This is a genomic window from Bacillus sp. JJ634 (genome assembly GCF_036962285.1).
Taxonomy (GTDB): Bacteria; Bacillota; Bacilli; order Bacillales; family DSM-1321; genus Peribacillus; species Peribacillus asahii_A.
The window spans coordinates 1-22,782 of sequence record NZ_JBALMU010000013.1; the positions used below are offsets into that span (position 1 = coordinate 1).

At 38.6% G+C, this 22,782-nt stretch carries 24 protein-coding genes; 3 read left to right on the forward strand and 21 right to left on the reverse strand.

Features of this window, described 5'->3' with window-relative positions; genetic code table 11:
* Positions 1 to 166: 166 nt before the first annotated feature.
* From V7068_RS01980 to V7068_RS01995, 4 genes are all read right to left on the reverse strand, one after another.
* Positions 167 to 712 (reverse strand): YppG family protein, encoded by a 546-nt coding sequence (locus V7068_RS01980; protein WP_499710748.1) that lies wholly within the window; start codon positions 710 to 712, stop codon positions 167 to 169.
* A gap of 71 nt (positions 713 to 783) precedes the next feature.
* Entirely contained in the window at positions 784 to 1,182 is a 399-nt protein-coding gene (locus tag V7068_RS01985; protein WP_499710750.1) for a YppE family protein, read from the reverse strand.
* Positions 1,183 to 1,323: 141 nt separating this feature from the next.
* Positions 1,324 to 1,587 carry a hypothetical protein gene (locus tag V7068_RS01990; protein WP_252290409.1) on the reverse strand — a complete coding sequence of 88 codons (264 nt, stop codon included), beginning with the start codon at positions 1,585 to 1,587 and terminating at the stop codon, positions 1,324 to 1,326.
* 121 nt (positions 1,588 to 1,708) lie between these two features.
* On the reverse strand, positions 1,709 to 2,635 hold the full coding sequence (locus V7068_RS01995) for a DUF2515 family protein (RefSeq protein WP_499710751.1): 927 nt from the start codon (positions 2,633 to 2,635) through the stop codon (positions 1,709 to 1,711).
* 227 nt (positions 2,636 to 2,862) lie between these two features.
* Between V7068_RS01995 and recU the strand changes: the two genes are divergently transcribed.
* Positions 2,863 to 3,474, forward strand: coding sequence for a Holliday junction resolvase RecU (gene recU / locus V7068_RS02000; protein WP_119115313.1), 612 nt, complete (start codon positions 2,863 to 2,865; stop codon positions 3,472 to 3,474).
* 30 nt (positions 3,475 to 3,504) lie between these two features.
* Positions 3,505 to 6,243, forward strand: a complete 2,739-nt coding sequence (locus V7068_RS02005; RefSeq protein ID WP_499710752.1) for a transglycosylase domain-containing protein — start codon at positions 3,505 to 3,507, stop codon at positions 6,241 to 6,243.
* A 22-nt stretch (positions 6,244 to 6,265) separates the two neighbouring features.
* Here the strand turns inward: V7068_RS02005 and V7068_RS02010 are convergent, their stop codons facing one another.
* The 17 genes from V7068_RS02010 to V7068_RS02090 all read right to left on the reverse strand — a co-directional run bounded on the left by V7068_RS02010 (position 6,266) and on the right by V7068_RS02090 (position 21,671).
* Positions 6,266 to 6,796, reverse strand: a complete 531-nt coding sequence (locus V7068_RS02010) for a YpoC family protein (RefSeq protein WP_499710753.1) — start codon at positions 6,794 to 6,796, stop codon at positions 6,266 to 6,268.
* Positions 6,793 to 7,449 carry an endonuclease III gene (gene nth, locus V7068_RS02015; RefSeq protein WP_252290417.1) on the reverse strand — a complete coding sequence of 219 codons (657 nt, stop codon included), beginning with the start codon at positions 7,447 to 7,449 and terminating at the stop codon, positions 6,793 to 6,795. The genes V7068_RS02010 and nth overlap by 4 nt, the downstream gene beginning before the upstream one ends.
* A 14-nt stretch (positions 7,450 to 7,463) precedes the next feature.
* Complete coding sequence (locus V7068_RS02020) at positions 7,464 to 8,159, reverse strand: DnaD domain protein (RefSeq protein ID WP_499710755.1); 696 nt, start codon at positions 8,157 to 8,159, stop codon at positions 7,464 to 7,466.
* Between the two features lie 229 nt (positions 8,160 to 8,388).
* Positions 8,389 to 9,573 carry a pyridoxal phosphate-dependent aminotransferase gene (locus V7068_RS02025; RefSeq protein WP_499710756.1) on the reverse strand — a complete coding sequence of 395 codons (1,185 nt, stop codon included), beginning with the start codon at positions 9,571 to 9,573 and terminating at the stop codon, positions 8,389 to 8,391.
* A gap of 20 nt (positions 9,574 to 9,593) precedes the next feature.
* On the reverse strand, positions 9,594 to 10,070 hold the full coding sequence (locus tag V7068_RS02030) for a cell wall elongation regulator TseB-like domain-containing protein (protein ID WP_499710757.1): 477 nt from the start codon (positions 10,068 to 10,070) through the stop codon (positions 9,594 to 9,596).
* A gap of 14 nt (positions 10,071 to 10,084) precedes the next feature.
* Entirely contained in the window at positions 10,085 to 10,255 is a 171-nt protein-coding gene (locus tag V7068_RS02035; RefSeq protein WP_499710758.1) for a YpmA family protein, read from the reverse strand.
* Positions 10,256 to 10,625: 370 nt separating this feature from the next.
* Positions 10,626 to 13,409, reverse strand: coding sequence for an ATP-dependent DNA helicase DinG (gene dinG, locus V7068_RS02040; RefSeq protein WP_499710759.1), 2,784 nt, complete (start codon positions 13,407 to 13,409; stop codon positions 10,626 to 10,628).
* A 168-nt stretch (positions 13,410 to 13,577) separates the two neighbouring features.
* Entirely contained in the window at positions 13,578 to 13,961 is a 384-nt protein-coding gene (panD, locus tag V7068_RS02045) for an aspartate 1-decarboxylase (protein WP_127761153.1), read from the reverse strand.
* Between the two features lie 26 nt (positions 13,962 to 13,987).
* The gene (gene panC / locus V7068_RS02050) at positions 13,988 to 14,833 is read right to left on the reverse strand and encodes a pantoate--beta-alanine ligase (protein WP_499710760.1); all 846 of its coding nucleotides are present in this window, start codon (positions 14,831 to 14,833) and stop codon (positions 13,988 to 13,990) included.
* On the reverse strand, positions 14,830 to 15,666 hold the full coding sequence (gene panB, locus V7068_RS02055; RefSeq protein WP_499710762.1) for a 3-methyl-2-oxobutanoate hydroxymethyltransferase: 837 nt from the start codon (positions 15,664 to 15,666) through the stop codon (positions 14,830 to 14,832). Before panB ends, panC begins: the two co-directional genes overlap by 4 nt.
* 419 nt (positions 15,667 to 16,085) lie before the next feature.
* Positions 16,086 to 17,063 (reverse strand): biotin--[acetyl-CoA-carboxylase] ligase, encoded by a 978-nt coding sequence (locus V7068_RS02060; protein WP_499710763.1) that lies wholly within the window; start codon positions 17,061 to 17,063, stop codon positions 16,086 to 16,088.
* Positions 17,048 to 18,241: a CCA tRNA nucleotidyltransferase gene (locus V7068_RS02065; protein ID WP_499710874.1), complete on the reverse strand. Its 1,194-nt coding sequence runs from the start codon at positions 18,239 to 18,241 to the stop codon at positions 17,048 to 17,050. The genes V7068_RS02060 and V7068_RS02065 overlap by 16 nt, the downstream gene beginning before the upstream one ends.
* A 15-nt stretch (positions 18,242 to 18,256) precedes the next feature.
* Entirely contained in the window at positions 18,257 to 19,384 is a 1,128-nt protein-coding gene (gene bshA / locus V7068_RS02070) for an N-acetyl-alpha-D-glucosaminyl L-malate synthase BshA (protein WP_499710764.1), read from the reverse strand.
* A gap of 1 nt (position 19,385) precedes the next feature.
* Complete coding sequence (gene bshB1, locus V7068_RS02075) at positions 19,386 to 20,090, reverse strand: bacillithiol biosynthesis deacetylase BshB1 (RefSeq protein ID WP_499710765.1); 705 nt, start codon at positions 20,088 to 20,090, stop codon at positions 19,386 to 19,388.
* Positions 20,091 to 20,104: 14 nt separating this feature from the next.
* Positions 20,105 to 20,500 carry a methylglyoxal synthase gene (locus V7068_RS02080; protein WP_499710766.1) on the reverse strand — a complete coding sequence of 132 codons (396 nt, stop codon included), beginning with the start codon at positions 20,498 to 20,500 and terminating at the stop codon, positions 20,105 to 20,107.
* Positions 20,501 to 20,521: 21 nt separating this feature from the next.
* Positions 20,522 to 21,322, reverse strand: a complete 801-nt coding sequence (gene dapB, locus V7068_RS02085; RefSeq protein ID WP_499710767.1) for a 4-hydroxy-tetrahydrodipicolinate reductase — start codon at positions 21,320 to 21,322, stop codon at positions 20,522 to 20,524.
* 16 nt (positions 21,323 to 21,338) lie between these two features.
* The gene (locus V7068_RS02090) at positions 21,339 to 21,671 is read right to left on the reverse strand and encodes a nucleotide pyrophosphohydrolase (RefSeq protein WP_119115330.1); all 333 of its coding nucleotides are present in this window, start codon (positions 21,669 to 21,671) and stop codon (positions 21,339 to 21,341) included.
* Between the two features lie 221 nt (positions 21,672 to 21,892).
* On the opposite strand from V7068_RS02090, the gene V7068_RS02095 reads away from it, so the two are divergent.
* On the forward strand, positions 21,893 to 22,765 hold the full coding sequence (locus tag V7068_RS02095; protein ID WP_499710769.1) for a YitT family protein: 873 nt from the start codon (positions 21,893 to 21,895) through the stop codon (positions 22,763 to 22,765).
* Positions 22,766 to 22,782 lie beyond the last annotated feature (17 nt).

The following is a 22,782-nucleotide window of genomic DNA, read 5'->3' on the forward strand; positions in this document are numbered from 1 at the left end:
CATAAACCTCTGCCTTTTTCAAAGATAAGAAAATATAAAATTTGCGATACGTCTTAATATTTAGCTTCAGGTGCCATCGGCTCAAGAACCGCACCAATACAAAGAACATATCTGCCAGCCGCTTATCTTATGCTTGCCGCCGCTAAACGAGTGCCTTACACTTTTCTTATGTTATTTTAAATAAACTTCCTACCCCTTTAAATACCGATGACATTTGCGTAAATGTATTAACCATTTGCCCCGCTGTATTCATCATTTTAGTAATATCCACGGAACCATCCTGTGTTTTAAATTGATTAAGCACAGACTGAAAACCCGAAGGCTGGGCCTTTTGCATAAATTGCTGTTTAGGATAAGGATTGGAGAACGCTTGGTACGGCGGACGCTTTATTTGTGGCTGCAATGGATTATCAAACGGATTAAATGATTGCGATTTCGGAGAATAAGACGACATTGTTGCTCCCTGCGGAGTCTGAGCCCCTCCAATATTCATCGGCTGCTGTGGATATGGTTGAAAAGAATACGGTTCTTGTTGGATGCCACTCTGTTGATACGGCTGCATCACACTATCACCCGCTACATGAAATGGATACGATAGCATCGGTTGAGCATGGTACTGCATCCCTTCAGAATACCCTCCCCAATAATTCGGCATCGATTGCGAATAATAACCGGGATTTGGATGTCCTTGATGATAATTCGCTCTCATCATCTTGAAAGAAACCTCCTCCATTTCCTGACATTCTCTTCTATACTATATGTGAAGAAACAACAGATAGTGAGTTAAAGTGAGGAGTCTCCTTTACCTTTTTGTGTCAATATACGCACGCTTTCCATCTTAACATTTTGTAGAATAAATAACACTGACTGCACATGACTCTTAAATCGTTTATAACTTGTTTTCGGAAAAAAAGCTTGAACAGATACATCTGTAAGGTTCTGAGCAGTCTGTTCGATTTGTTGCGGAAATAAGTGCTTAAACTCCGCTTCTTTCATCCATTGTTTTACTCTTTGCTCCCATTGTTCACAGGCAAGCTGTACTCGATCTGCAAACGGCTTAACTTCATGATAGAAATCCTTCTCTTCCCCATCCTTTCGAACCTCTTCGTAGATTGCATCTGCTTCTTTTGCCAATACAATTAATTGCTCTGTTAAATCTATAACTTTTTGGTACTCATCCATACGTTCCCCTACTTTACTTTTTTCTAATTAGCACTGTTAAATATCTTATAAATTCAATAACATCAATAAACACAGCCTTCTAAATTATAATAGAGAACGGCTCAAAAAGAAATGCAGCTGAATTCCAGCTGCATCTTGTTATTAATAGCCTAAACTAGGCGTTACTTGTATGTTCTTAGGTACTTTCTCTAACTTTATCGAATACGCAGGACTCTGTTTTAAGGATGACTCAACTGCGTCTAATGCTTCTTGTGCTTGATTGACCATTTTATATTGCTCAGCCCATAGCTTACAGCGCTCCGTATTAACAGCAAGGCCATAGGATTTTTCTAAACCATCTAGGCTTGAATGGATATCTGCAATCATCGCCAACATCTCATCGATTGCAACGTTTTTATTTCTCATTTGTTCATCCCTCCCTGTCTTTACTAGTTAATACTATTCTCGTTTTGTTAGCTAAGACCTTCTTGCCTGACAAAACTAGAAGGAAATCGGCAAAAAAAGTGCTAAATTCTCCATTTATCAGTTACTTCGACATTATATTAACTATTGTCTCTATATGCTGCTGTTTCTTATAATACCAATCTGTTAAGCAAACGTTTTTCATCGTTTTGGGTGCACGAAACCACTTCGATTTAATCCTATTTCTTACATCCCATTGATCCGTTCCATCTATTGAATGATAAATAATGGGATATGTCTTTCGCAGCGTCGGTGTCATTGCTGTAGGAATATGATTCCCATATTGTTCATAATCATAGCGCGCCCCCGTCGGCTCTGTTGTAAGAACAAATTGATAGAAGAAAGGAAATAGGTCCGGTGCAAATAGAAGCTCATATAGTTTCTTTCCAAGATGGATGCGGGCATCTACATCGCAAAAATTCGCAACGGAAAAACCATACAGTTGCCCGAAGCAAGTTGGAAACAAAACCGTACTGTAATGAAGCCAATCTTGCAGTAAAAATAAAACAGAATGAAAAACAAACGAGCTTTTTCGAATAACTGGCCGCTCAATAACATGCTGCTCATTAATAATTAAGGCATATACGAGCCGCTTTTCATCTCGAAGCTGCCAAAACCGCTGCCACTCTTTCTCCATAAAAGTCGTCATAAAAAAATGTTTCCCTAAATGGAACAAAGGACGATTGTATTTCTTCGAATAATGGTAGAGCAATAATTGCGGGTAAGCATCTTGAAAAATTCTCCAATTAGCTTCTTCATACGTTAAAAATAATTGGCGTCGATAGCGTTCTGTCAAAATATGCGGCAACCAGTTCCCTGCAAGATCACACATATTCCACCCTGCATTTCTAGACACTACGCCAGCCAATAAGGACCATCTAATTTCCGGATGTTTGCTAAAAAAATGCTCATAGGCCTTTGTTCTTGAGATATTATCTCTATTCCCTTTTTCCGTTAAACCTTTTATTGTGTTAAGAAGTTGCTGATTCATCTACATACCACCTATTTATGTTTTGATAGACTATGTGAGATACTATGATTAATGAAAAGAATCAAACAACGACATTACCGTCATTACATAACCATTTACGGTAAATTGTGACAATTTTATAGTTTTTTCGTAACTATTCTCTATCGTTTTGAGAAATGATTCGTTTTATTCACCTTTTTTTCACTTTTTTTGCTATCATACGATTAGGTGAAAAAGGAGGAAGAACGTTGGCCTTTCATTATCCCAATGGGCGTAAATTTATGCCGCAACCAGCTAAAATAAAACCCTCACACTCAAAAGAAATGAGCTATAGTAATCGAGGAAAAACATTGGAGGACGATTTAAACGAAACCAATCAATACTACTTAACAAATGGAATTGCTGTTATTCACAAAAAACCAACGCCGATTCAAATCGTTGATGTCCATTACCCTAAAAGAAGTGCCGCAATTATTAAAGAGGCCTACTTTAAACAGGCATCAACAACTGATTATAATGGTGTATATAAAGGAAAATATATTGATTTTGAAGCGAAGGAAACAAAGAGCACGGCTTCCTTTCCATTAAAAAACTTTCACGACCATCAGATTAAGCATATGCAGGCTGTTACGGCACAAGGAGGAATTGCCTTTGTCATTATGCGCTTTTCAATAACAGATACGATTTACCTTATGCCTGCAAAGGAGTTGTTTGTTTATTGGGAAAGAATGCATGCCGGAGGGCGTAAATCCATTACAATCCAAGAGGTGGAGACAACCTCAACAAAGATTCCTCTTGGCTTTCAACCAAGAATTGACTATATTAAAGTAATAGATTTACTTATTAAAGAAAATTTTTAGTATGTTTGTTTAGAAAGGCAGGTTAGCATCATGGATGAAAAATATACAACGCGAGGCGAACGACGTCGTAAACAAGCGGAAAAACAGAAAAAGGAATCCAAAGGCCCTAAACAGCCTAAAACGTTGCTCAAACGAATTTTTCTGACTCTCGTAACAATTGGAATTGTCGTTCTACTCGCTGGATTAGGAACTTTAGCTTATTTTATTAGCGATGCTCCAAAATTAGATGAAAGCTTGTTAAAAGATCCCGTTTCTTCAAAAATTAGAGATGTAGACGGCGAATTATTAGCCGAAGTCGGTAAAGAAAAGCGCGATTACGTCAATTATGAAGACATTCCAGATCTCGTTGAAAACGCCTTTTTAGCAACGGAGGATAGTCGATTTTATAAACATAACGGGGTCGATTTTCTTCGTTTCACTAGCGCTGTTATGGCTAATATCACTAGCGGATTCGGTTCACAAGGCGGTAGTACGATTACCCAGCAAGTCGTCAAACGTTCTTATCTAACACCAGATAAAACGATTAAACGAAAAGTACAAGAAATGTGGTTATCTATTCAACTTGAACGTAAATATACAAAAGAAGAAATACTAGAAATGTATGTCAATAAAATCTGGTTCGCTAATAGTGCAAATGGGATTTTAACGGCTGCTAAAACGTATTATGGGAAAGATTTAGATGAATTAGAACTACATGAAGCGGCAATGCTTGTGGGTCTTCCTCAAAGCCCAAGTCGCTATGAACCATACGGACATCCAGATCGAGCAAAAGAACGCCGCAATGTAGTATTACATTTAATGAATAAACATGGATACATTTCAGACGAAGAAATGAAAAACGCTCAAAGCAAGAGCATTGAAGAAGGACTAAAACCAAAAGATACAAGTCAAGTGGACACAACGCCTTATGATGCCTTTGTCGATTTAGTAATTGAGGAAGTACAAGAAATGGGCGACTACAACATCTTTACAGATGGACTTGAAATCTATACAACGATTGATAAAGATGCTCAAGAATATGTCTTTAATCTATTAAATAGCAATGATATCATCAGCTATCCCAACGAAACTCTTCAAGCTGGTATTACGCTGCTCGACACACAAACAGGCGAAATACGAGCTATAGGCGGCGGACGCAATACAACCGTAAAACGCGGTTGGAACTATGCAACAGATACGAAACGTTCTCCAGGTTCAACAATTAAGCCGGTTATTGATTACGGTCCAGCGGTTGAATATTTAAACTGGTCTACGTATCATCAAATTACTGATGAACCCTACGCGTATAGCGATGGCACACCGCTTAAAAACGCATCTGGCCGTCATTACGGTACGATGACCGTTCGTGAAGCACTAGGTCGTTCATTGAATATTCCTGCTGTAAAAACATTACAAGAAGTAGGGTTAGACAATGCTAAACAATTTACTACAAATCTAGGCATCTCCTTCCCCAAAGAAGGAATTGTTGAATCATCTGCACTCGGTGGCGGAATGGAAGTTTCTACATTGGAATTAGCCGGTGCTTACAGCGCCTTCGGAAATAACGGTATCTATAATAAGCCGCATACGATTAAAAAAATCGTTTTACGTGATAAAACAGAAATTAAAAATAAAACCATATCAGAGCCGGTTATGAAAGACTCAACAGCCTTTATCGTTTCAAATATGCTGCAGAGTGTTCTTTCAGAAAGCTATGGTACTGGTCAACTTGCGAATGTTCCAGGTCTTCCAATAGCCGGTAAAACAGGGTCAACCAACTTTACTCCAGCTGAACGAGCGGAACATAATATTCCATCTTCCGCTGTAAAAGACAGTTGGATGGCCGGGTATACAACAAATTATACGCTCACGGTTTGGGCTGGATATAATAATAGTTCGAAGGAGGATTTTGATTATCTCGGAGAATCCTCTCAAAGAATACCAAAGTATATTTTCAAAAACATCATGCAATACATGTCGAATGGAAAACAAACCGAAGACTTTAAACAGCCAAGCAGTGTCGTAAAAGTAGGCATTATTAAAGGGTCAAATCCCGCTGTAAAGGCTAACCAATACACACCTAGCGATCAAATAACTTATGAGTACTATGTACAAGGACACGAACCAAAACAAGTCACAACAGAGTATACTAAAGAAACAGAAGAAGAAAAGGAAAAAGAAAAAGAAAAAGAATCCAATGCACCAACAGGTGTATCCGCAACCTATAATGCTGAAAGTAACGCTATTAATGTATCATGGGGCTATCCAAAGCCAGAAGACGCACCTCAATTTGAGGTAAAAGTATCTGTCGATGGTGGAGCTGCAACCGTTCTTTCGTCAACAAAGGACATGGGCTTAACGATGAATGCTCCTACACCTGGTAGTACGTATACATTCTCAGTTGTTGCTACTGTGAATGGTCAATCTAGTAAACCTGTTTCAGCTTCCGTTTCAATACCTGATGGTACGGAAGAAGAAGAGCTAATTGACGAAGACCCTGAACTGGAGGATGGTTCAGAAGAAAATCCTGAAGAAACGAACCCTGAACAAGAACAGCCAAATGATGGCACACCACCAGGCCAAGAGAATAACAATCCAGAAACTAACCCAGACAATCCAGAGCAAAATAATGGGAATGGGAATGGTAACGATAATGGAAATGATAATGGCAATAGTAACGGGAATGGCAATGGTTCCAATAATAATCCAGGAAATCGAGAAGATGAAGAAGAAGATGGTGCAGTAGAAGAAGAAACAACAGATCCCGGTGAAACGGACCAAAGCCAATAATCAAATAAAAAATCGCCTAGGCTCACTGCCTTAGGCGATTTTTTATTTGATTCTTTACATAGTGCTTTTCTAATTCACGAAACAATTCGCTCAGTTGAATAAAAGCATGATAACGTGCTGGACCTTGCATAATAAAGGTTAAACGTTCTACTGCATTCACTGGTTTAATATCAAGTGTATCGACGTGTAATGGCCAATCCTGCAGATACACAGGCTTACCATGCACCCAAAACAACATCATAAATAAAAGAGAGATTCCCTCTTTCATCGGTTCCATAGCCCGTTTAGCTTGCCGTTCCGTAAAGTAGGTACGACAAGACTCCTCTATTTCTTTCCACTTCCCCAAAAGATCAGGGATATGTTTATGAACATGTTCCCACGGTTTATATGCCTCTATTCCAGTAAAAAAAGCAATGTCATAAGGAAATATTATACACCTATCAATTTTTTCCCACTTTTGTATATCCTGAACAGGCACAATAATTTCTGTTTCAGAAAAAAACAAAGAACATTGCAATTCTATTGGAACACGTAACCGATTCGTTCCACTCATGGAGCTATAACCTTCTTCATTCGTTTCTTTCCTTCTCGACATAAGTCAAGCAACGGGCATGTCTCACATTGTGGTGATTGTGCTTTGCAATGATAACGGCCAAAAAAAATAAGTCGATGATGCGTAATCGACCATTCTTCACGTGGAATTTTTTTCATTAACGTTTTTTCTACTTCCAATACGCTATCCTTCCAGCGACAAATACCAAGACGCTTGGACACTCTTTCAACATGAGTATCCACAGCCATAGCTGGAATACCAAATGCAACAGAAACAACGACATTGGCTGTTTTACGGCCTACACCAGGTAAGTTCGTTAATTCATCGCGATCCTGCGGCACCTCTCTTCCATAATCCTCAATTAACATTTTAGAGAGCTTTTGAATATTTTTTGCTTTATTCCGATATAGTCCAATAGAGCGAATATCATTTTCCAGCTCTTCAAGTGGCACACTCAAATAATCTTCCGGTGTTTTATATTTTTGAAATAAATTCTTCGTTACTTTATTGACGAGCGCATCTGTACATTGCGCTGATAAAGCAACCGCAATGACCAATTCAAACGGATTTGAATGATTGAGCTCACAATGGGCATCTGGATACATATCGGCCATAACATCCAAACAATGACGAATTTGAGCTTTCGTTAACATAGGTACTCTCCTTTTTATTGTTCAAGCCAATTATAAAACGGTATATCTTTTACAGAAGATGTTTGCTCTTGTGTGCGATCTCGTTTTTGGTAGGCTCTAAATTTCTGTGTTTGTTTACGTACTTGTTCTAGTGTTTTGATTCCATTCTTCTTCCATTCAAATAAAATTCGATCAATATAGCGGAAGTTTATTTTCCCTGAAATGACCGCTTCTCTTAAAGCGGCTTTAATAATATCCGGCTCATGACCATCATCTATCCACATAGCCAATGTTTCACATTCAAATGGAGATAGAGGCCGGCCAAATTCTTGTTCTACAATCGTATACAGGCTCTCGCTTGATTGTTGCGCTTCAAGCGCTTCCTCTTTTTTTAATGTTAATAAAAAGCTGGTCAGCATTTTTTCATATAACGGCTCTAAAGTATATTTCTCATTTCCAAATTCCTGACTCTTCTCTACTTCTATTCCAATACAGCCTTTTTGTATTAAGCTTTGAATTAAAAACAGACATTCCGATTCCTGAAATGTCATAACTTCTGATAATTGAGAAGGAGTTGGAAAGGAATTCCCTTTTTCTGTGAAGTTTTGAAGTTGAAGTAAAAGGACGAGTTCCTGTTCATTTAACCCCATGATTTTATAATGAGTTAATAAGTAAGTTGGAATGGTAAGCGTTCCTTGCTTAAACCACGCTTGCAGTTGATCTTTTATCATATATTTGAACACCTCCATTTCAGTATAACATGAATCACAGCATTCGAATAAGCGGATAATTTTAACGAGAAAAGCCGAGCGCAGTTCATTTTTTATAAGACCTTGCTAAATAACATTGACTCATATGATTTTTAGCTTCTGCGTGTGAAATTACTGCTTCACACTCCTTTAATAAAGCAAAAAAAGCTTGCAGGTTTGTTACAGCCTGCAAGCTTTTCAATAGGTATTATTATGCTAATTTATTTGTAACAAATGTATGAATTCTTTCAACGGCTTTTTCCAACTGCTCAAGAGATGTTGCATAAGATAAACGAATGTTATCAGGCGCACCGAAACCTGAACCAGGAATAACAGCAACAAGCGCTTCTTCTAGTAACGCTTTTACGAAATCATCAACATTGCTATATCCAGTTAATGTAGCTGCTTCTTTTACGTTCGGGAATAAGTAGAACGCACCTTGAGGCTTAATACATGTTATGCCTGGAATTTCTACTAATTTAGCATGAATTGTATTTAGACGACTTTCAAATGCTTGACGCATTTCTTCAACTGGTGCTTGTGTGCCTTCATAAGCGGCAATTGCTCCGTATTGAGCTGTTGTTGTAGGATTAGATGTGCTATGGCTCGCTAAATTTGTCATCGCTTTAATGATTGCTTCATTCCCTACAGCGTATCCAATTCTCCAGCCCGTCATTGAATGAGATTTAGATACCCCATTAATGATGATTGTTTGTTCTTTTAATTGTGGTGAAAGCTGTGCAATTGATACATGTTGTGCACCACCGTAAACCAATTTCTCATAAATTTCATCAGATACGATTAGAATATCGTGTGCTAAACATACTTCTCCTAGCGCTTGTAACTCTTCTTTCGTATAAAGCATACCAGTTGGGTTACTTGGTGAATTAATGATAATCGCTTTTGTACGGTCTGTGATAGCTGCTTCTAACTGCTCTTTTGTAATTTTGTATTGATTTTCCTCTTTTCCTTCTACATATACAGGTGTTCCTTCTGCTAATTTAATTTGTTCAGGATAGCTTACCCAATATGGAGTCGGAACGATCACTTCATCGCCTTCATCCAGAATCGCTTGGAATAATGTATATAGAGCATGCTTCGCACCAGTACCAACGATTATTTCAGATGGTGTATAGTCTAAGCCTTGATCTTTCTTTAATTTAGCAATAATTACTTCTTTTAACTTTGGTAAACCAGCAGATGGCGTATACTTTGTTTGTCCCTCATTCATTGATTGAACCGCTGCTTCAATAATATGAGCTGGTGTATTATAATCTGGTTCCCCTGCTCCTAGTCCAATAATATCTAATCCCTGAGCTTTTAGTTCTTTTGCTTTTGCTGTAATAGCCAATGTAGTAGATGGTGTTAACGCTTGAACTCGTTTTGCTAATTTCATAATTAAAAAAATCCTCCATTCTATATACTGCGATAATATTTAAGCCATTCACCTGTTTTAAAATCGTAATAATCGTAGTTATAGCTATTGGACTCGTCTAAATACGTCACTTCCCAAAGTGGCACATTTTTTTCCATTCCAAGCTTAACAGATACAATCTCAGCAGGATTACGGTTTTTCTTAACCTTTGAAAGTATGTCTTCTTTAGACTTACCATTGCGGGCATGTTCAACGACAACTTTTTGTTCATCGTTTTCGGGAATCCACACGATTTGCTTATCTCCACCGCTTGTTGTACCAACGACCACTGAATAAGACTCGTGTCCATTATACAGGTAAAATTCATCCATCTTTTCTATTCCCGCTTTTTCTTCTGCTGTTGCAAGCGCAATGTCTGCCGCCTCATTTTTCGGTTGTAATGCTCTAATATAGGCACCTGCCACGAAGACGAGAAAACAAACAACAAGAACAGAAGAAATGATTAACCATTTTTTCAATCTCTTCCCTCTTTCTATGTACGATAAATGGTAAAGATAGCTTGTTTTTGATCTTCTGAATCCAATGCCAACCCAAACATTAAATCTTGTTTTTTCAAATTTCGATTCAATGCATCGACAATTTTATATAAATCAGGTGAAGTTTGCACCTTGACCGTTGAAATCACTTCAATTTTGCTCTTCATGAAAGTCCATCCTCCAATCACCTGAAAATTGTCAATAATTACTGTCAGATTAAGGGGTTTGACATCACTTCATTTCACATTATATCAGTTTCATCGTTCATTTTCTTTATTATTTTATAAAAATTTTAACTATTTTCACAAAGGCTTTTTTTACATAATATTGTGGATAACACACCTTTCGGCTCAGCTAAAAAGCCTGTGAGACCATGGTCAAAAATCAACAATGTCATATAATAGAGCCTTCACAAACACTGATATCCATACATGTCGAACCTTTATCTTGCGTCTTTGTTGAAGGCTCTACTCCAAAAAAACCGTTAATCCACCCTATTATGAAACGTATTCTTTTCAAGAACATGGAACAATTGTCTTATACCCATTCTTCAATCACCGTCGCCATTTCATTGATCGATACTTCCTGCCACTCCACAGGCGGAAGTGCGCGTTGAAATTCCACTCCATATTTGGCCGTCAGAACACGTCGATCAAGCACGACCAATACACCACGATCGCTGGACGTACGAATGAGTCGACCAAATCCTTGTCGAAACCTTAACAACGCTTCAGGTAAAGAATAGCTAGAAAAAGCGTTCTTTCCTTTTTTAGCTAACAACTGACATCTAGCTTCCGTTATAGGTTCATCCGGTGGCGAAAACGGCAAGCGAACAATCATTAAGCAAGATAAGTCTTCACCTGGAATATCGACTCCTTCCCATAAACTTGTCGTCCCAAATAAAACGGCTTTATCAAATGTTTGAAAGTTTCTAAGCAGCCTCATCTTACTTCCACCTGAAATCCCTTGAGCAAATAACGTATAATCATCCAATAAACCACATTCTTTAATCGTATAATAAGCAGCGCGTAACATTTCATGCGACGTAAACAGCACCATCGTTCGACCTTGTGCCGCTTGAACACCAGCAATAATGTAATTTGCTGATGCTTCTGCAAATTCTTCAATCGACAATGTTTGAATATCAGGTATATCGCGCGGAACAAGTACTTTTACTTGTTCTTTATAATGAAACGGCGAAGGAAAGCTTGCGGTATAGATGTCTTTTTTCTCGATACCTAACTGTGTTTTAAAAAACTGAAACGATTGCTTAACAGAAAGGGTCGCCGATGTCATAATCACACTTTTTTGTTGACCAAAATATGCATTCCACAATTCTTCGCTTCCTAGTACAGGCTGAGCAGATAAAACAACTCCATTTGGCATAGATGTATTCATACAATCCAGCCAGTAAATATAATCCTCTCTAGGCTGAATAAAAAATTCAAAAAGGATGTCTTTCGTTTCAATAAAATGCCCAAGAATCACTTCACAATCATTTACATAAAATAACGCATTTTTTCCTAAGGATGCTTCATGCTGTTTTAGAACATCCAATTTTTCTCCTAACAGGCGTACAACGGACTGAAGCAGATCATATAATCGTTCCGCTAACAACGTTGCTCGCTGCCAATGAATGCGTTCTTCTATTTTGAAAGCAAGCCGCTTAGGAACGATTCCTTTTACTAACTTATTAGTCTGGTTCGCAATGATAGCAAATAATTGCTCGAACTCATAGGCAAAATCAGTCAGTTTTCCATCTAAATTTTCTTTAGCTCTTTCTACTTCTAGCCCATGATTAGCAACGATTCGTTCCAAGCGATACAAAAGCTGTTTTTGCTCAGACGTGCCAAGACGGTTCAAAAATGTTTTGACAAATATATAATCAAGGCGACGTCCAAATTGTTTAGAAGCTGCCTGTTCTAAATGATGAGCTTCATCTAAGATGATATAGCCTTGTTTTGACAAAATAGCATCGTCTGTTATTAAATCTGTCATTAAAAAAGCATGATTGGTAATAATCAAATCTGCTCTTGCCGCCGTCCGTTTTGCTTTCTCAAAAAAATCCATCTCTATCCATGGTTTTTTTAACCCTGGATAGACGAAATGATCACTTTGCAGTCGATTCCATACGAGCTGCCCGCCGCTCGATAAGTTTAATTCATCCCGATCACCTGTCTCAGTTTCTGTTAGCCAAACGATAATCTGCATCTTGGTTAACGCACTTTCATAATGATCATCTTTTTCCCGAAGAGCTCGCTCAAACTTTGCTAAACTCAAATAATTGCTTCGTCCTTTCAGAAGAACAGCTTGAAAGTCAAAGGGGAGGATTTCCTTTAACTTCGGTATTTCCTTTTGCAATAGCTGATCCTGAAGCTGTAATGTATAAGTAGAAATAACGACAGGCTGTTGTTTTTTTTTCGCAAAATAAACCGCCGGCAGTAAGTATCCTAACGATTTACCAATCCCTGTACCGGCTTCAATAATAGCATCCTGCTCGCTTTCAAAAGAACCATAAATGACATCCATCATTTGCAACTGCCCGAATCGGCTCTCAAACTCAGGAAATGCTGCTTTTAACATCTTTATTTTCATCTGTCGATCAGTTGGATACTCATTTTCTTGATAGTTATCTTCTAATCCTTGCTTGCCCTTTTTAAAAGCAAGTCCTCGATAGGTAACAAGATTTGGCTCATGCACTTCAGCCTTAGATAGCTTGATAGCCATACAGTCATTAATGAGCTCCGACACTTCACTTTGTAATGAAAAAGACAATCGATAAAGCTGCTTTAACGTCATTAAAGGCAAACTTAGCAGCTTTTCTTTAAATGATAACAGCAATAAAGCCGTTGCATACGCATCGCTATCAGCTTGATGGGGCCGTAAATGCTCAATACGATCTTCCTTTGCTAACTGATGAAGCTTGTAACCATCCGAAGTCGGTTTTAATATTTTTGCTAACTCAACTGTATCTAATGTAGACCCGTAAAATGGCTCATGCCCGCATCGAGTCAACTCTTCTTGTAAAAACGATAAGTCAAACAAGACATTATGAGCAACAAAACAAGCGCCTTCCAATAAGCTCACAATGTGTTCCGCCACCTCTTCAAAAATAGGAGCATCCTTTACTGTCTCATTGCTAATTCCGGTTAACTCTTCAATAAACAAAGAAATCTCTTGTTCTGGATGAATATAGGTTGAAAATTCCTCAACAATTTGATCCTCTTCGATCACTACTGCCGCAAACTGGATAATTCGATCTCCTTTTTTCGAAGAATTTCCTGTTGTTTCTAAATCGACCACTACATATCGTTGTGTCATGTTTTGTACACCTCAAACTTACTTTCCTTGTTTCCCTCACTTTTTTATACCACAAAGAAGAAATAAAGTGAAACTTCTATATAATACTAGAAACTTCACAATTCGTTCAATCTTGATAACAAGAAAAACCGACCTCAAGCGTTTCATAGCTTTCAGCCGGTTCGTTTCTTACATAATTGTTGCTGCTGGTTCATGGGAAATTAATTCAACAATTTCATTATGCTCATTCATAATCGCTACTTTTGGTTTGTGATTAGGAAGATTCTCTTCCGCTACCATAACGTAGGAAATAATAATTACAACATCTTCTGGCTGGACAAGTCTTGCTGCTGCACCATTTAAACAAACAACGCCGCTTCCTCTTTCCCCGGCAATCACATACGTTTCTAGACGCGCTCCATTATTATTGTTGACGATCGCTACTTTTTCATTAGGTAAAATACCAACCGCATCAAGGATATCCTCATCAATTGTAATGCTACCTACATAATTTAAATTCGCCTCTGTTACACGAGCACGATGGATTTTGGCATTCATCATTGTACGAAACATGGAAACTCCCCCTATTTTCTAAGCTTTTATATTGTTAGTGTAAGATTATCAATGAGTCTAACATTTGCAAACTTCACAGCCATTGCAATAATGATATGCCCTGAAAGAGTTTCCATTGGTTGCAATTCTGGATATCGGTATACTTCAACATAGTCAATGGTACCATTCGTATGCGTGTTAATATGATTCTCTACAATCTGCGCCACTTGATTTGGGTCTCTCTCGCCGGCTTCAATTGCTTTTTTCGCTTGCAATAAACCTTGATACAGCTCTTTCGCCTCTTGGCGCTCTGTTTCACTTAAAAAAACATTTCGTGAACTTTTAGCTAAGCCATCTTCCTCTCGAACGATATCAACCGGTACAAGTTCTACTGGAAAATTAAAGTCCTCAATCAACCCGCTTACAACTGCCACCTGCTGAGCATCTTTCAGCCCAAAATACGCTTTATCTGGGCCAATGATATTAAAAAATTTCGTTAAAACCGTCGCAACACCATCAAAGTGTCCCGGACGTTTTGTCCCGCATAAGCAATCTGTACGACTTTCTACTTGTACAGTAACAGATGGCTTTGAGCCGTACATTTCTTCTACTTGAGGGTAGAAGATATAATCCACGCCTGCATTTCTAGCAATATTCTCATCTCGTTCAATATCACGTGGATATGTCTCAAAATCTTCATTGGGCCCAAACTGTAATGGATTTACAAAAATACTTAATACAACGATATCATTTTCCTTGCGTGCACGCTCCATCAGGCTCACATGACCTTCGTGTAAAAACCCCATCGTTGGAACATATCCGATACTTTTTCCGTTTCGTTTCTCAGCCTGTAAAGCTTGCTTTAATTCTGCTATAGTAGTGATAATCTTCATTTGACTCCTCCGTATAAAGCCATCAGTTCCTCTTCTTTCATCGTAAAAGTATGGTGTTGTGTTGGAAACTCACCCGTTTTCACTTCGCTTACATACTGTGAAATGGCTTGGTTCATTAATTCATTGGCATTTCCGTATACTTTTACAAATTTCGCAACACGATCAACCCCATACGAAAGAATGTCATGGTACACAAGAACTTGTCCATCTGTATCCACTCCAGCACCAATTCCAATTGTTGGTACAGAAAGCGCTTCCGTCACAAGTGTACCTACTTGATGAGGAACACACTCAAACACAATAGCTAACGCTCCAGCCTCTTCACATTTCTTCGCATCTTCTAGTAGCTGCTGAGCTGCTTCTAGACTCTTTCCTTGTACTTTATAACCGCCAAGAACTCCTACAGATTGCGGCGTTAGACCAAGATGCGCTACAACAGGAATACCAGCGTTTGTCATTGCGGCAATCTTTTCTACGACCGCACCTGCGCCTTCTACTTTAACCGCATCAGCTCCGCCTTCTTGCATAATGCGTGTAGCATTTTTTAACGTTTCATCAAGAGAAAGATGATAGCTCATAAACGGCATATCCGTTACAACAAATGTATGAGGAGCTCCACGTTTCACCGCTTTTGTATGGTGAATCATATCATTGACCGTAACAGGAATTGTCGATTCATATCCTAACACAACCATTCCTAACGAATCTCCAACGAGAATCATATCGACTCCCGCTTGCTCCGCCTGCTTTGCTGATGGATAATCATAAGCCGTCAGCATCACAATCTTTTCTTTATTTTGCTTCATTTTCAAAAAATCTCCAGATAATTTCATAACGTTCCCCCTTATTTACATAGAGGAGATGAAAACATCAGTTGACTGCACTGGTGTCTAGTTTCGTTACGTAAAAAAGAGACTAGCTAAATAAAAAACCGCATGAACGAACATCGTTCCAACTACAGTTTATAGATCATTAGCTAATCTCTTTGTTAACATCAGAAGTTTCATCCCTCCGTCCCTGTCCCATTGGATCAAGGCAGATTTTCAAATTTTTTGGGCAAATAAAGGTGCAGCTCTCTCGATACTGCCCACTTGCATTATAACAAGCTCCGTCAAAAATTTCTATTATAATTTTTCACATTTCGTCAAAAATCGTTCACGCACTCCGATGAATAATCTTGTTAATGAAACAATTAGGGACTCCTTTCAACAAGAAGTCCCAATTAACAACACTATATACAATCGTCCATTCGTTAAATATGAATATCCGCTGAATAAATAGAATGAACCTTGCCATTTTGATCTTCTAGAAGTAATACACCAGCATCTGTAATGCCCAATGCCTTTCCAACAATCGTCTCATTCACAGTCGTTGCCTTAATTTCTTGACCAAGGCTAATCGCATAACTTTCCCATAACTCTTTAATTGGGGAGAAACCTTCTGCTAGATAAAGCTCATACAACGCTTCTAAACGTACAAGCACTTCTTGAATGACTTTTGCACGTGAAATGTTTTGTCCGCCAGCTATCGCAAGAGACGTAGCAATCTCTTGCAGTTCCTCAGGGAAATCCGTTTGTTTTTGGTTAATATTCATCCCGATTCCAATAATAACAGAATGAATCCGATCGGATTCTGCTTGTAATTCGGTTAAAATACCTGTTACTTTTTTACGATTAATTAAAATATCATTCGGCCATTTAATTTGAGGCTTTAGCTCTGTGGTATTTTCAATCGCTTGAGCAACAGCAACAGCGGCAAGCAATGTTAGTTGAGGGGCTTCATGAAAAGGTATCGATGGCCGTAAAATTAAACTCATCCATACTCCCGTATATTTAGGTGAATACCACGGACGCATCAATCTCCCTTTTCCACCTCTTTGCTCTTCAGCCACAACAAGCGTTCCTTCAGGAGCCCCCTCATTTGACAGCGTATGAGCAATTTTTTGTGTTGTCTCTACGCTTTCTTCATAATGAACTTTTTTCCCAAGTGTTTTCGTTTGTAGACCGAGTTGAATCTCATTGGCTGTCACTTTTTCAGGTGTTGTAATAATTCGATATCCTTTATTTCGGACCGCTTCGACAACATAGCCTTCTGTTCGCAAATCTTCAATATGCTTCCAAACAGCGGTTCTTGAACATCCGATATAGTCTGCAATCTGTTGACCTGAAATAAATGTTCCATTGGCATTTGAAAAGGCTTCTATTAGCTTCGTTCTTACATCAGATTGCACTGTACTAGCCACTCCTTTATTTTCTGTTTATCGTTTTCTACTTCTCTTTTTAATACCGCTGTTACAATCATTTGTAAATATTCTTTTAACCATGGACCAGGGTTCACGTTACGCCAAGCTAATAAATCAGCACCGCCAACCGTGAGCTCCGACATGTCTTTAATGACTAAATCAGCGTACTTTTTCCGTACCAAATCCTCTGCATCAGACACGCTGTCTCCATGAACGACCGCTCTAACTTTAGCGGCCTGAACTCCTTCACTTAATCCAATTTCAAACAAATCATATACATGTTCTACAAAGGATGAAGGTTTATCCGCAAAGAAAACGACTCTTTGAATTGCTTTAATTTGCTTTACGGGCAGCCTCCAATCACGTAAAAATGACGAAACATCTTCTACATGCCCTTGAATCAGTAACAGCGCCCAAATTTCACTAACACTAAGTGTATCAATTGGCAGTGCTGTCAGTTGTTTAAGCGTGTCTTTTTGATTATGTAAACGTGGTATATATTTATATAACTCACTTTGCACTAAAAGCTGTAAGCCTTGAACACGATACGGTCCTGCCAAAAGCTTTTCAAATTCAGCATGGACACGCTCGATAGCAATATGCTTTAGCAGTGCCCCATTTTCCTGAAGGGAATGCAATGTTTCTGAATCTAATGTAAAGCCAAGTTGACTTACAAATCGAATCGCTCGCATCATCCGTAAAGCATCTTCATGAAATCGTTCATAAGAATTGCCAACGGTAACAATTCGCTTATCCATAATTGCTTTTTGACCGCCAAATGGATCAATAATATTACCATTTTTATCCATAGCCATGCTATTCATTGTAAAATCACGACGCATTAAATCTTCCGTTAATGATCGGACAAATCTTACCTCATCTGGTCTGCGAAAATCACTATAACCACTTTCTGTTCGAAAAGTAGTAATTTCATATGAACCATGTTTCTCGATAACAAGAACTGTCCCATGTTCAATACCAACATCTACAGTGCGTGGAAAGATTGCTTTAATCTCTCCTGGCGTTGCTGATGTAGCAATATCGACATCGTGAATCGCTCGGCCAATAATCTGGTCACGAACTGAACCGCCGACGAAATAGGCCTCATATCCTGCTTGTTCGATTCTTTCAACAATCGGCACAGCCTGTATAAATAATGAATCCATCAATGTGAGTCCTCCTTATCGAACGAGAAGTTGTCGATAAATCGCTTCATATTGAGCGGTAATAAAAGCTGAGCCGAATGTTTCATGAACTCGTCTAAAAGCTGCATTCGAGAAGTGTTGATGGAGATGATTATCACGTAGCAATTTAACTGCATGGGCTGCTGCCGTTTCTACATCTCCTACTTCACATAAAAAGCCCGTTTCACCATCCACAATAACTTCCGGAATACCGCCAATATTTGTACCAATGCCAGGAACACCGCAAGCCATTGCTTCCAATAACACTAGACCAAAGCTTTCTTTTTCTGATAATAGAAGAATTAAATCACTTATCGAATAAAGTTCAGCTAAATTATCCTGTTTTCCTAGAAATAATACTCGCTCCTCTATACCAAGATCTCGAACGAGTTTTAACACGACGGTCACTTCTGGTCCATCCCCAACGAGTAAAAGCTTAGCAGGTACTTGCCCAGCAGTTAATTGAAAAGTGCGCACTACATCGGTTACCCTTTTCACCGTCCGAAAATTCGAAACATGAATGATAACTTTTTCATGCTCTTCAATGCCATATTCCGTGCGTAAATAACTGGAATCTACCTTATGATAATCGCGCTCATCAATAAAATTATAAACTGTCCTAATTTCCTTATCAGGAGCAATTAGTTCCTTTGTTTGTTCAACAAGAGAAGAAGAAACAGCGGTGACAACATCAGATTGTTCAATACCATATTTAATTAAATTGGTGAGCGAAGGATCCTCTCCAAGGACAGTAATATCGGTACCATGAAGAGTCGTCACAATTTTCACATCGGTTTTAACCATCTGTTTGGCTAAAATCGCACAAACGGCATGTGGAATCGCATAATGCACATGCAGAATGTCAAGATTCTCCCGTTGTATTACTTCGGCCATTTTACTAGCAAGCGCTAAATCATAAGGGGGATACTGAAACACGGAGTAAGAATTCACTTCTACCTGATGATAATATACATTGTGATACATTTTATTTAGACGAAATGGAAGACTTGTCGAGATAAAATGAATTTCATGTCCTTTTTCAGCAAGCAGTTTACCAAGCTCAGTAGCAATAACCCCTGACCCACCTACAGTTGGGTAACACGTAATCCCAATTTTCAACTTCATATTATTCTCCTAATAAATCGACATTAATCAGCAACGGCTTTTTCGACATAAAACCTTCTGCATATGTTACTCCCACTTCTTTTCCAAACATCCGCTCACGTGCTTCTACTGTTTCGATATAGCCATTTACAAGCGGCGTATCTACCGTTGCGTCACTTTTAACAAATTGACTTTCATATGCTTTAAGACTATCTATTTTTGTTTGCATAAATGCTGAAATATCCATAACAAAATCTGGCTTATGAAAACCATTAATCATATAAAAATAGACATTTTGTACACGGTGCGCACCCAATCCGATATTCTCCATATATTTACGAACACCTGCAGAAAAGACAGCTTCTTCTACTAAACGGCTTGCATTCCCATGATCCGGATGTCGATCCACTGTATATGGCGCAAATACGAGAGTCGGCTTATACGTACGAATCACTGTAATAATTTCTTGGATATACTCTTCTTTCATATACAATCCACGATCAGGTAAATTCAATGACATTCGCTCAACACCTAAAATCTTAGCTGCCTGATTTGCCTCTTCGATTCTTCGTTCTACCGTTCCATTAGAAGACATTTCTGCTTTTGTTAAATCACAAATCATAATCTTCTTTCCCATTTGCGCATATTTCGCAAGCGTACCACCCATGCCGATTTCAACATCATCAGCATGAGCGCCAAAAGCTAATATATCTATTGTTTCATTCATATAGTTCACCTTAATTATCCTCTTAGTTTACGCCAATCCATAAAGCCATCTTTTAAGCCTCTTATAAGCACTTCTGCTGTTCCCATATTTGTAGCAAGCGGAACTTGATAAACATCCGCAAGACGAATAAGAGCTGTTACATCTGGTTCATGCGGCTGTGGCGTAAGTGGATCTCGGAAAAACAAAACTACATCCATTTCATCTTTTGCAATCATCGCACCAATCTCCTGATCACCACCGAGGGGACCCGAATGAAAGCGATGAACAGGTAATGAGACTTCTTCCATAATTCTTTTTCCTGTTGTCCCTGTAGCAAATAACTCATGTTGCGCAAAAATATCTTTATAGGCTGTTACGAATCCAATCATATCTTCTTTCTTCTTATCATGGGCAATTAAAGCGATTCTCATAAATTCCCGCTCCTCTGTATATTACTCGATAATATTTTCTAAACCATAGACAAGCACATCAAGATTCATAATCGTCTCAACAGAAAGCTTTACACCTGACATAAATGAACCGCGGTTAAAAGAATCATGACGAACCGTTAATAATTCACCAGCGCTTCCAAATAACACTTGTTGATGTGCAACAAGACCAGGCAAGCGAACGCTATGAATACGCATCCCTTCCACATCTGCACCGCGTGCTCCTGGAATCGTTTCTTTTTCACTTGGATGTCCTTGAACTTTTGCTTCACGAACAGAAGAAATTAAATCCGCTGTTTTAGCTGCTGTTCCTGATGGAGCATCCAACTTTTGATCATGATGCATTTCAATAATCTCTACATCTTTAAAATACTTAGCAGCCATTTGCGAAAATTTCATCATAAGAATAGCACCGATTGCAAAGTTAGGCGCAATGATACAGCCTAACCCTTTTTCCTTCGTTAAGGCATCAAGCTTAGCTAAATCCTCTTTTGTAAAACCAGTCGTTCCAACGACGGGACGAATGCCATATTGCAAAGCTGTTTCCGTATGATACATCCCTACTTCTGGCGTTGTTAAATCAACTAGTACATCTGCCTCCACTTTTGAAAAACATTCTTTTATATCAGAAAAAATCGGCGCATCAATTCCTTGAAAGCCTTCTACATCGGAAAGATTTCCCCCATTATGTTTGCGATCAATAACGGCTACAAGATCAAAATGTTCCGTATTATGTACTAATTTCACTGCTTCCAAGCCCATTCTCCCGCGTGGACCTGCTACGATTACTTTAATATTTGCCATGTTGTTTCTACCCCTTCTAGTCTTCTAATTTTGTCCATCTGTCTTTGTCACGTGTTGCAAATTTATGCATGACTTGATCGTGTGACTTTTGTAAGTCTATGCCTAATGAATTGGCGAAGCAAATAATCACAAATAGCATGTCCGCTAATTCATTATCAATCGTATTAGCCTCTTCTGTCGCTTTCTTCGGCTTTTCTCCATAATAATGATTAACTTCTCTTGCTAATTCACCAAGTTCTTCCGATAAACGCGCTAGCATCGCTAACGGACTAAAATATCCTTCCTTAAATTGACTAATATATTGGTCAACTTCAGCTTGCATTTCTTGCATCGTTTTTTGCTTGTCCATCTTGTCACCCATTCTTCCAACAATTTGTACAATCAGCTATGTTAAATGGCTCTGTTAATTAACAATAGCTGCAATTTAAAATCTACTCTCATTATGTTAGCTAAAACTGACGCTAATGACAACATTTTCAGCACGGGTCACCACAGGAAACTTCATAAGAAACGAGTCATTTGATTAAAATGACTGTATTGAACGTATATTAAGCGTTGGAGGTACTTAATATGAACCATAGCTTACAAACCAAGAATATTGTATTCATCCTGTTAGGAGCAGCCATTTTTGCATTTGGCCTAGTTCACTTTAATATGCAAAATAATTTAGCAGAAGGTGGATTCACCGGTCTCACTCTGATTATATATCAATTAACTGGATTCAAACCTTCTTATTCAAACTTGCTTTTAAATATTCCTCTTTTTATTATTGGGTGGAAGTATTTAGGCAGAACTTCTTTTTATTATACCATTATTGGTACGGTCGGCTTATCTTTCTGGCTGTGGATTTTCGAACGCTACCAAATTCCGATGGCTCTTGGAGACGATTTAATGCTTGTCTCACTATTTGCCGGGGTGTCTATCGGGGTTGGACTCGGCATTATTTTTCGTTACGGAGGAACAACAGGAGGAGTGGACATTATTGCCCGTTTTGCAAACCGCTATTTCGGGATTGGCATTGGACGAGCCATGTTTATGTTTGATGCGATGGTAATCGGTTTATCTATCCTGACTTATTTAAGTTATCGAGAAGCAATGTATACACTTGTGGCTGTTTTTATTGGAGCACGGGTCATTGATTTTATTCAAGAAGGAGCCTACTCTGCACGTGGAGCCATAATTATCTCGGAAAAAAACGTGGAAATTTCTAAACAAATAATGAAAGAGATGGATCGAGGGGTAACCGTCTTGAACGGATATGGTTCGTTCACAAAACAGGAGCGAGAAGTTCTCTATTGCGTGGTCAGTAAAAATGAACTGTTTCGCCTGAAAAACGTTATTACTTCTATTGATCCACATGCCTTTGTTTCTGTTAGTGAAGTGCATGATGTACTAGGAGAAGGGTTCACATTAGATGAAAATAAAAACCCGCTTCACTCATAAAAAAACACGAAAGTGTA

Coding starts and splice junctions, on each gene's coding strand:
- V7068_RS01980 (WP_499710748.1), bottom strand. CDS start 712: ATGATGAGAGCGAATTATCATCAAGGACATCCAAATCCCGGTTATTAT.
- V7068_RS01985 (WP_499710750.1), bottom strand. CDS start 1,182: ATGGATGAGTACCAAAAAGTTATAGATTTAACAGAGCAATTAATTGTA.
- V7068_RS01990 (WP_252290409.1), bottom strand. CDS start 1,587: ATGAGAAATAAAAACGTTGCAATCGATGAGATGTTGGCGATGATTGCA.
- V7068_RS01995 (WP_499710751.1), bottom strand. CDS start 2,635: ATGAATCAGCAACTTCTTAACACAATAAAAGGTTTAACGGAAAAAGGG.
- V7068_RS02005 (WP_499710752.1), top strand. CDS start 3,505: ATGGATGAAAAATATACAACGCGAGGCGAACGACGTCGTAAACAAGCG.
- V7068_RS02010 (WP_499710753.1), bottom strand. CDS start 6,796: ATGAGTGGAACGAATCGGTTACGTGTTCCAATAGAATTGCAATGTTCT.
- nth (WP_252290417.1), bottom strand. CDS start 7,449: ATGTTAACGAAAGCTCAAATTCGTCATTGTTTGGATGTTATGGCCGAT.
- V7068_RS02020 (WP_499710755.1), bottom strand. CDS start 8,159: ATGATAAAAGATCAACTGCAAGCGTGGTTTAAGCAAGGAACGCTTACC.
- V7068_RS02025 (WP_499710756.1), bottom strand. CDS start 9,573: ATGAAATTAGCAAAACGAGTTCAAGCGTTAACACCATCTACTACATTG.
- V7068_RS02035 (WP_499710758.1), bottom strand. CDS start 10,255: ATGAAGAGCAAAATTGAAGTGATTTCAACGGTCAAGGTGCAAACTTCA.
- dinG (WP_499710759.1), bottom strand. CDS start 13,409: ATGACACAACGATATGTAGTGGTCGATTTAGAAACAACAGGAAATTCT.
- panD (WP_127761153.1), bottom strand. CDS start 13,961: ATGTTTCGTACAATGATGAATGCCAAAATCCATCGTGCTCGTGTAACA.
- panC (WP_499710760.1), bottom strand. CDS start 14,833: ATGAAGATTATCACTACTATAGCAGAATTAAAGCAAGCTTTACAGGCT.
- panB (WP_499710762.1), bottom strand. CDS start 15,666: ATGAAATTATCTGGAGATTTTTTGAAAATGAAGCAAAATAAAGAAAAG.
- V7068_RS02065 (WP_499710874.1), bottom strand. CDS start 18,241: ATGGATTCATTATTTATACAGGCTGTGCCGATTGTTGAAAGAATCGAA.
- bshA (WP_499710764.1), bottom strand. CDS start 19,384: ATGAAGTTGAAAATTGGGATTACGTGTTACCCAACTGTAGGTGGGTCA.
- bshB1 (WP_499710765.1), bottom strand. CDS start 20,090: ATGAATGAAACAATAGATATATTAGCTTTTGGCGCTCATGCTGATGAT.
- V7068_RS02080 (WP_499710766.1), bottom strand. CDS start 20,500: ATGAGAATCGCTTTAATTGCCCATGATAAGAAGAAAGAAGATATGATT.
- dapB (WP_499710767.1), bottom strand. CDS start 21,322: ATGGCAAATATTAAAGTAATCGTAGCAGGTCCACGCGGGAGAATGGGC.
- V7068_RS02090 (WP_119115330.1), bottom strand. CDS start 21,671: ATGGACAAGCAAAAAACGATGCAAGAAATGCAAGCTGAAGTTGACCAA.
- V7068_RS02095 (WP_499710769.1), top strand. CDS start 21,893: ATGAACCATAGCTTACAAACCAAGAATATTGTATTCATCCTGTTAGGA.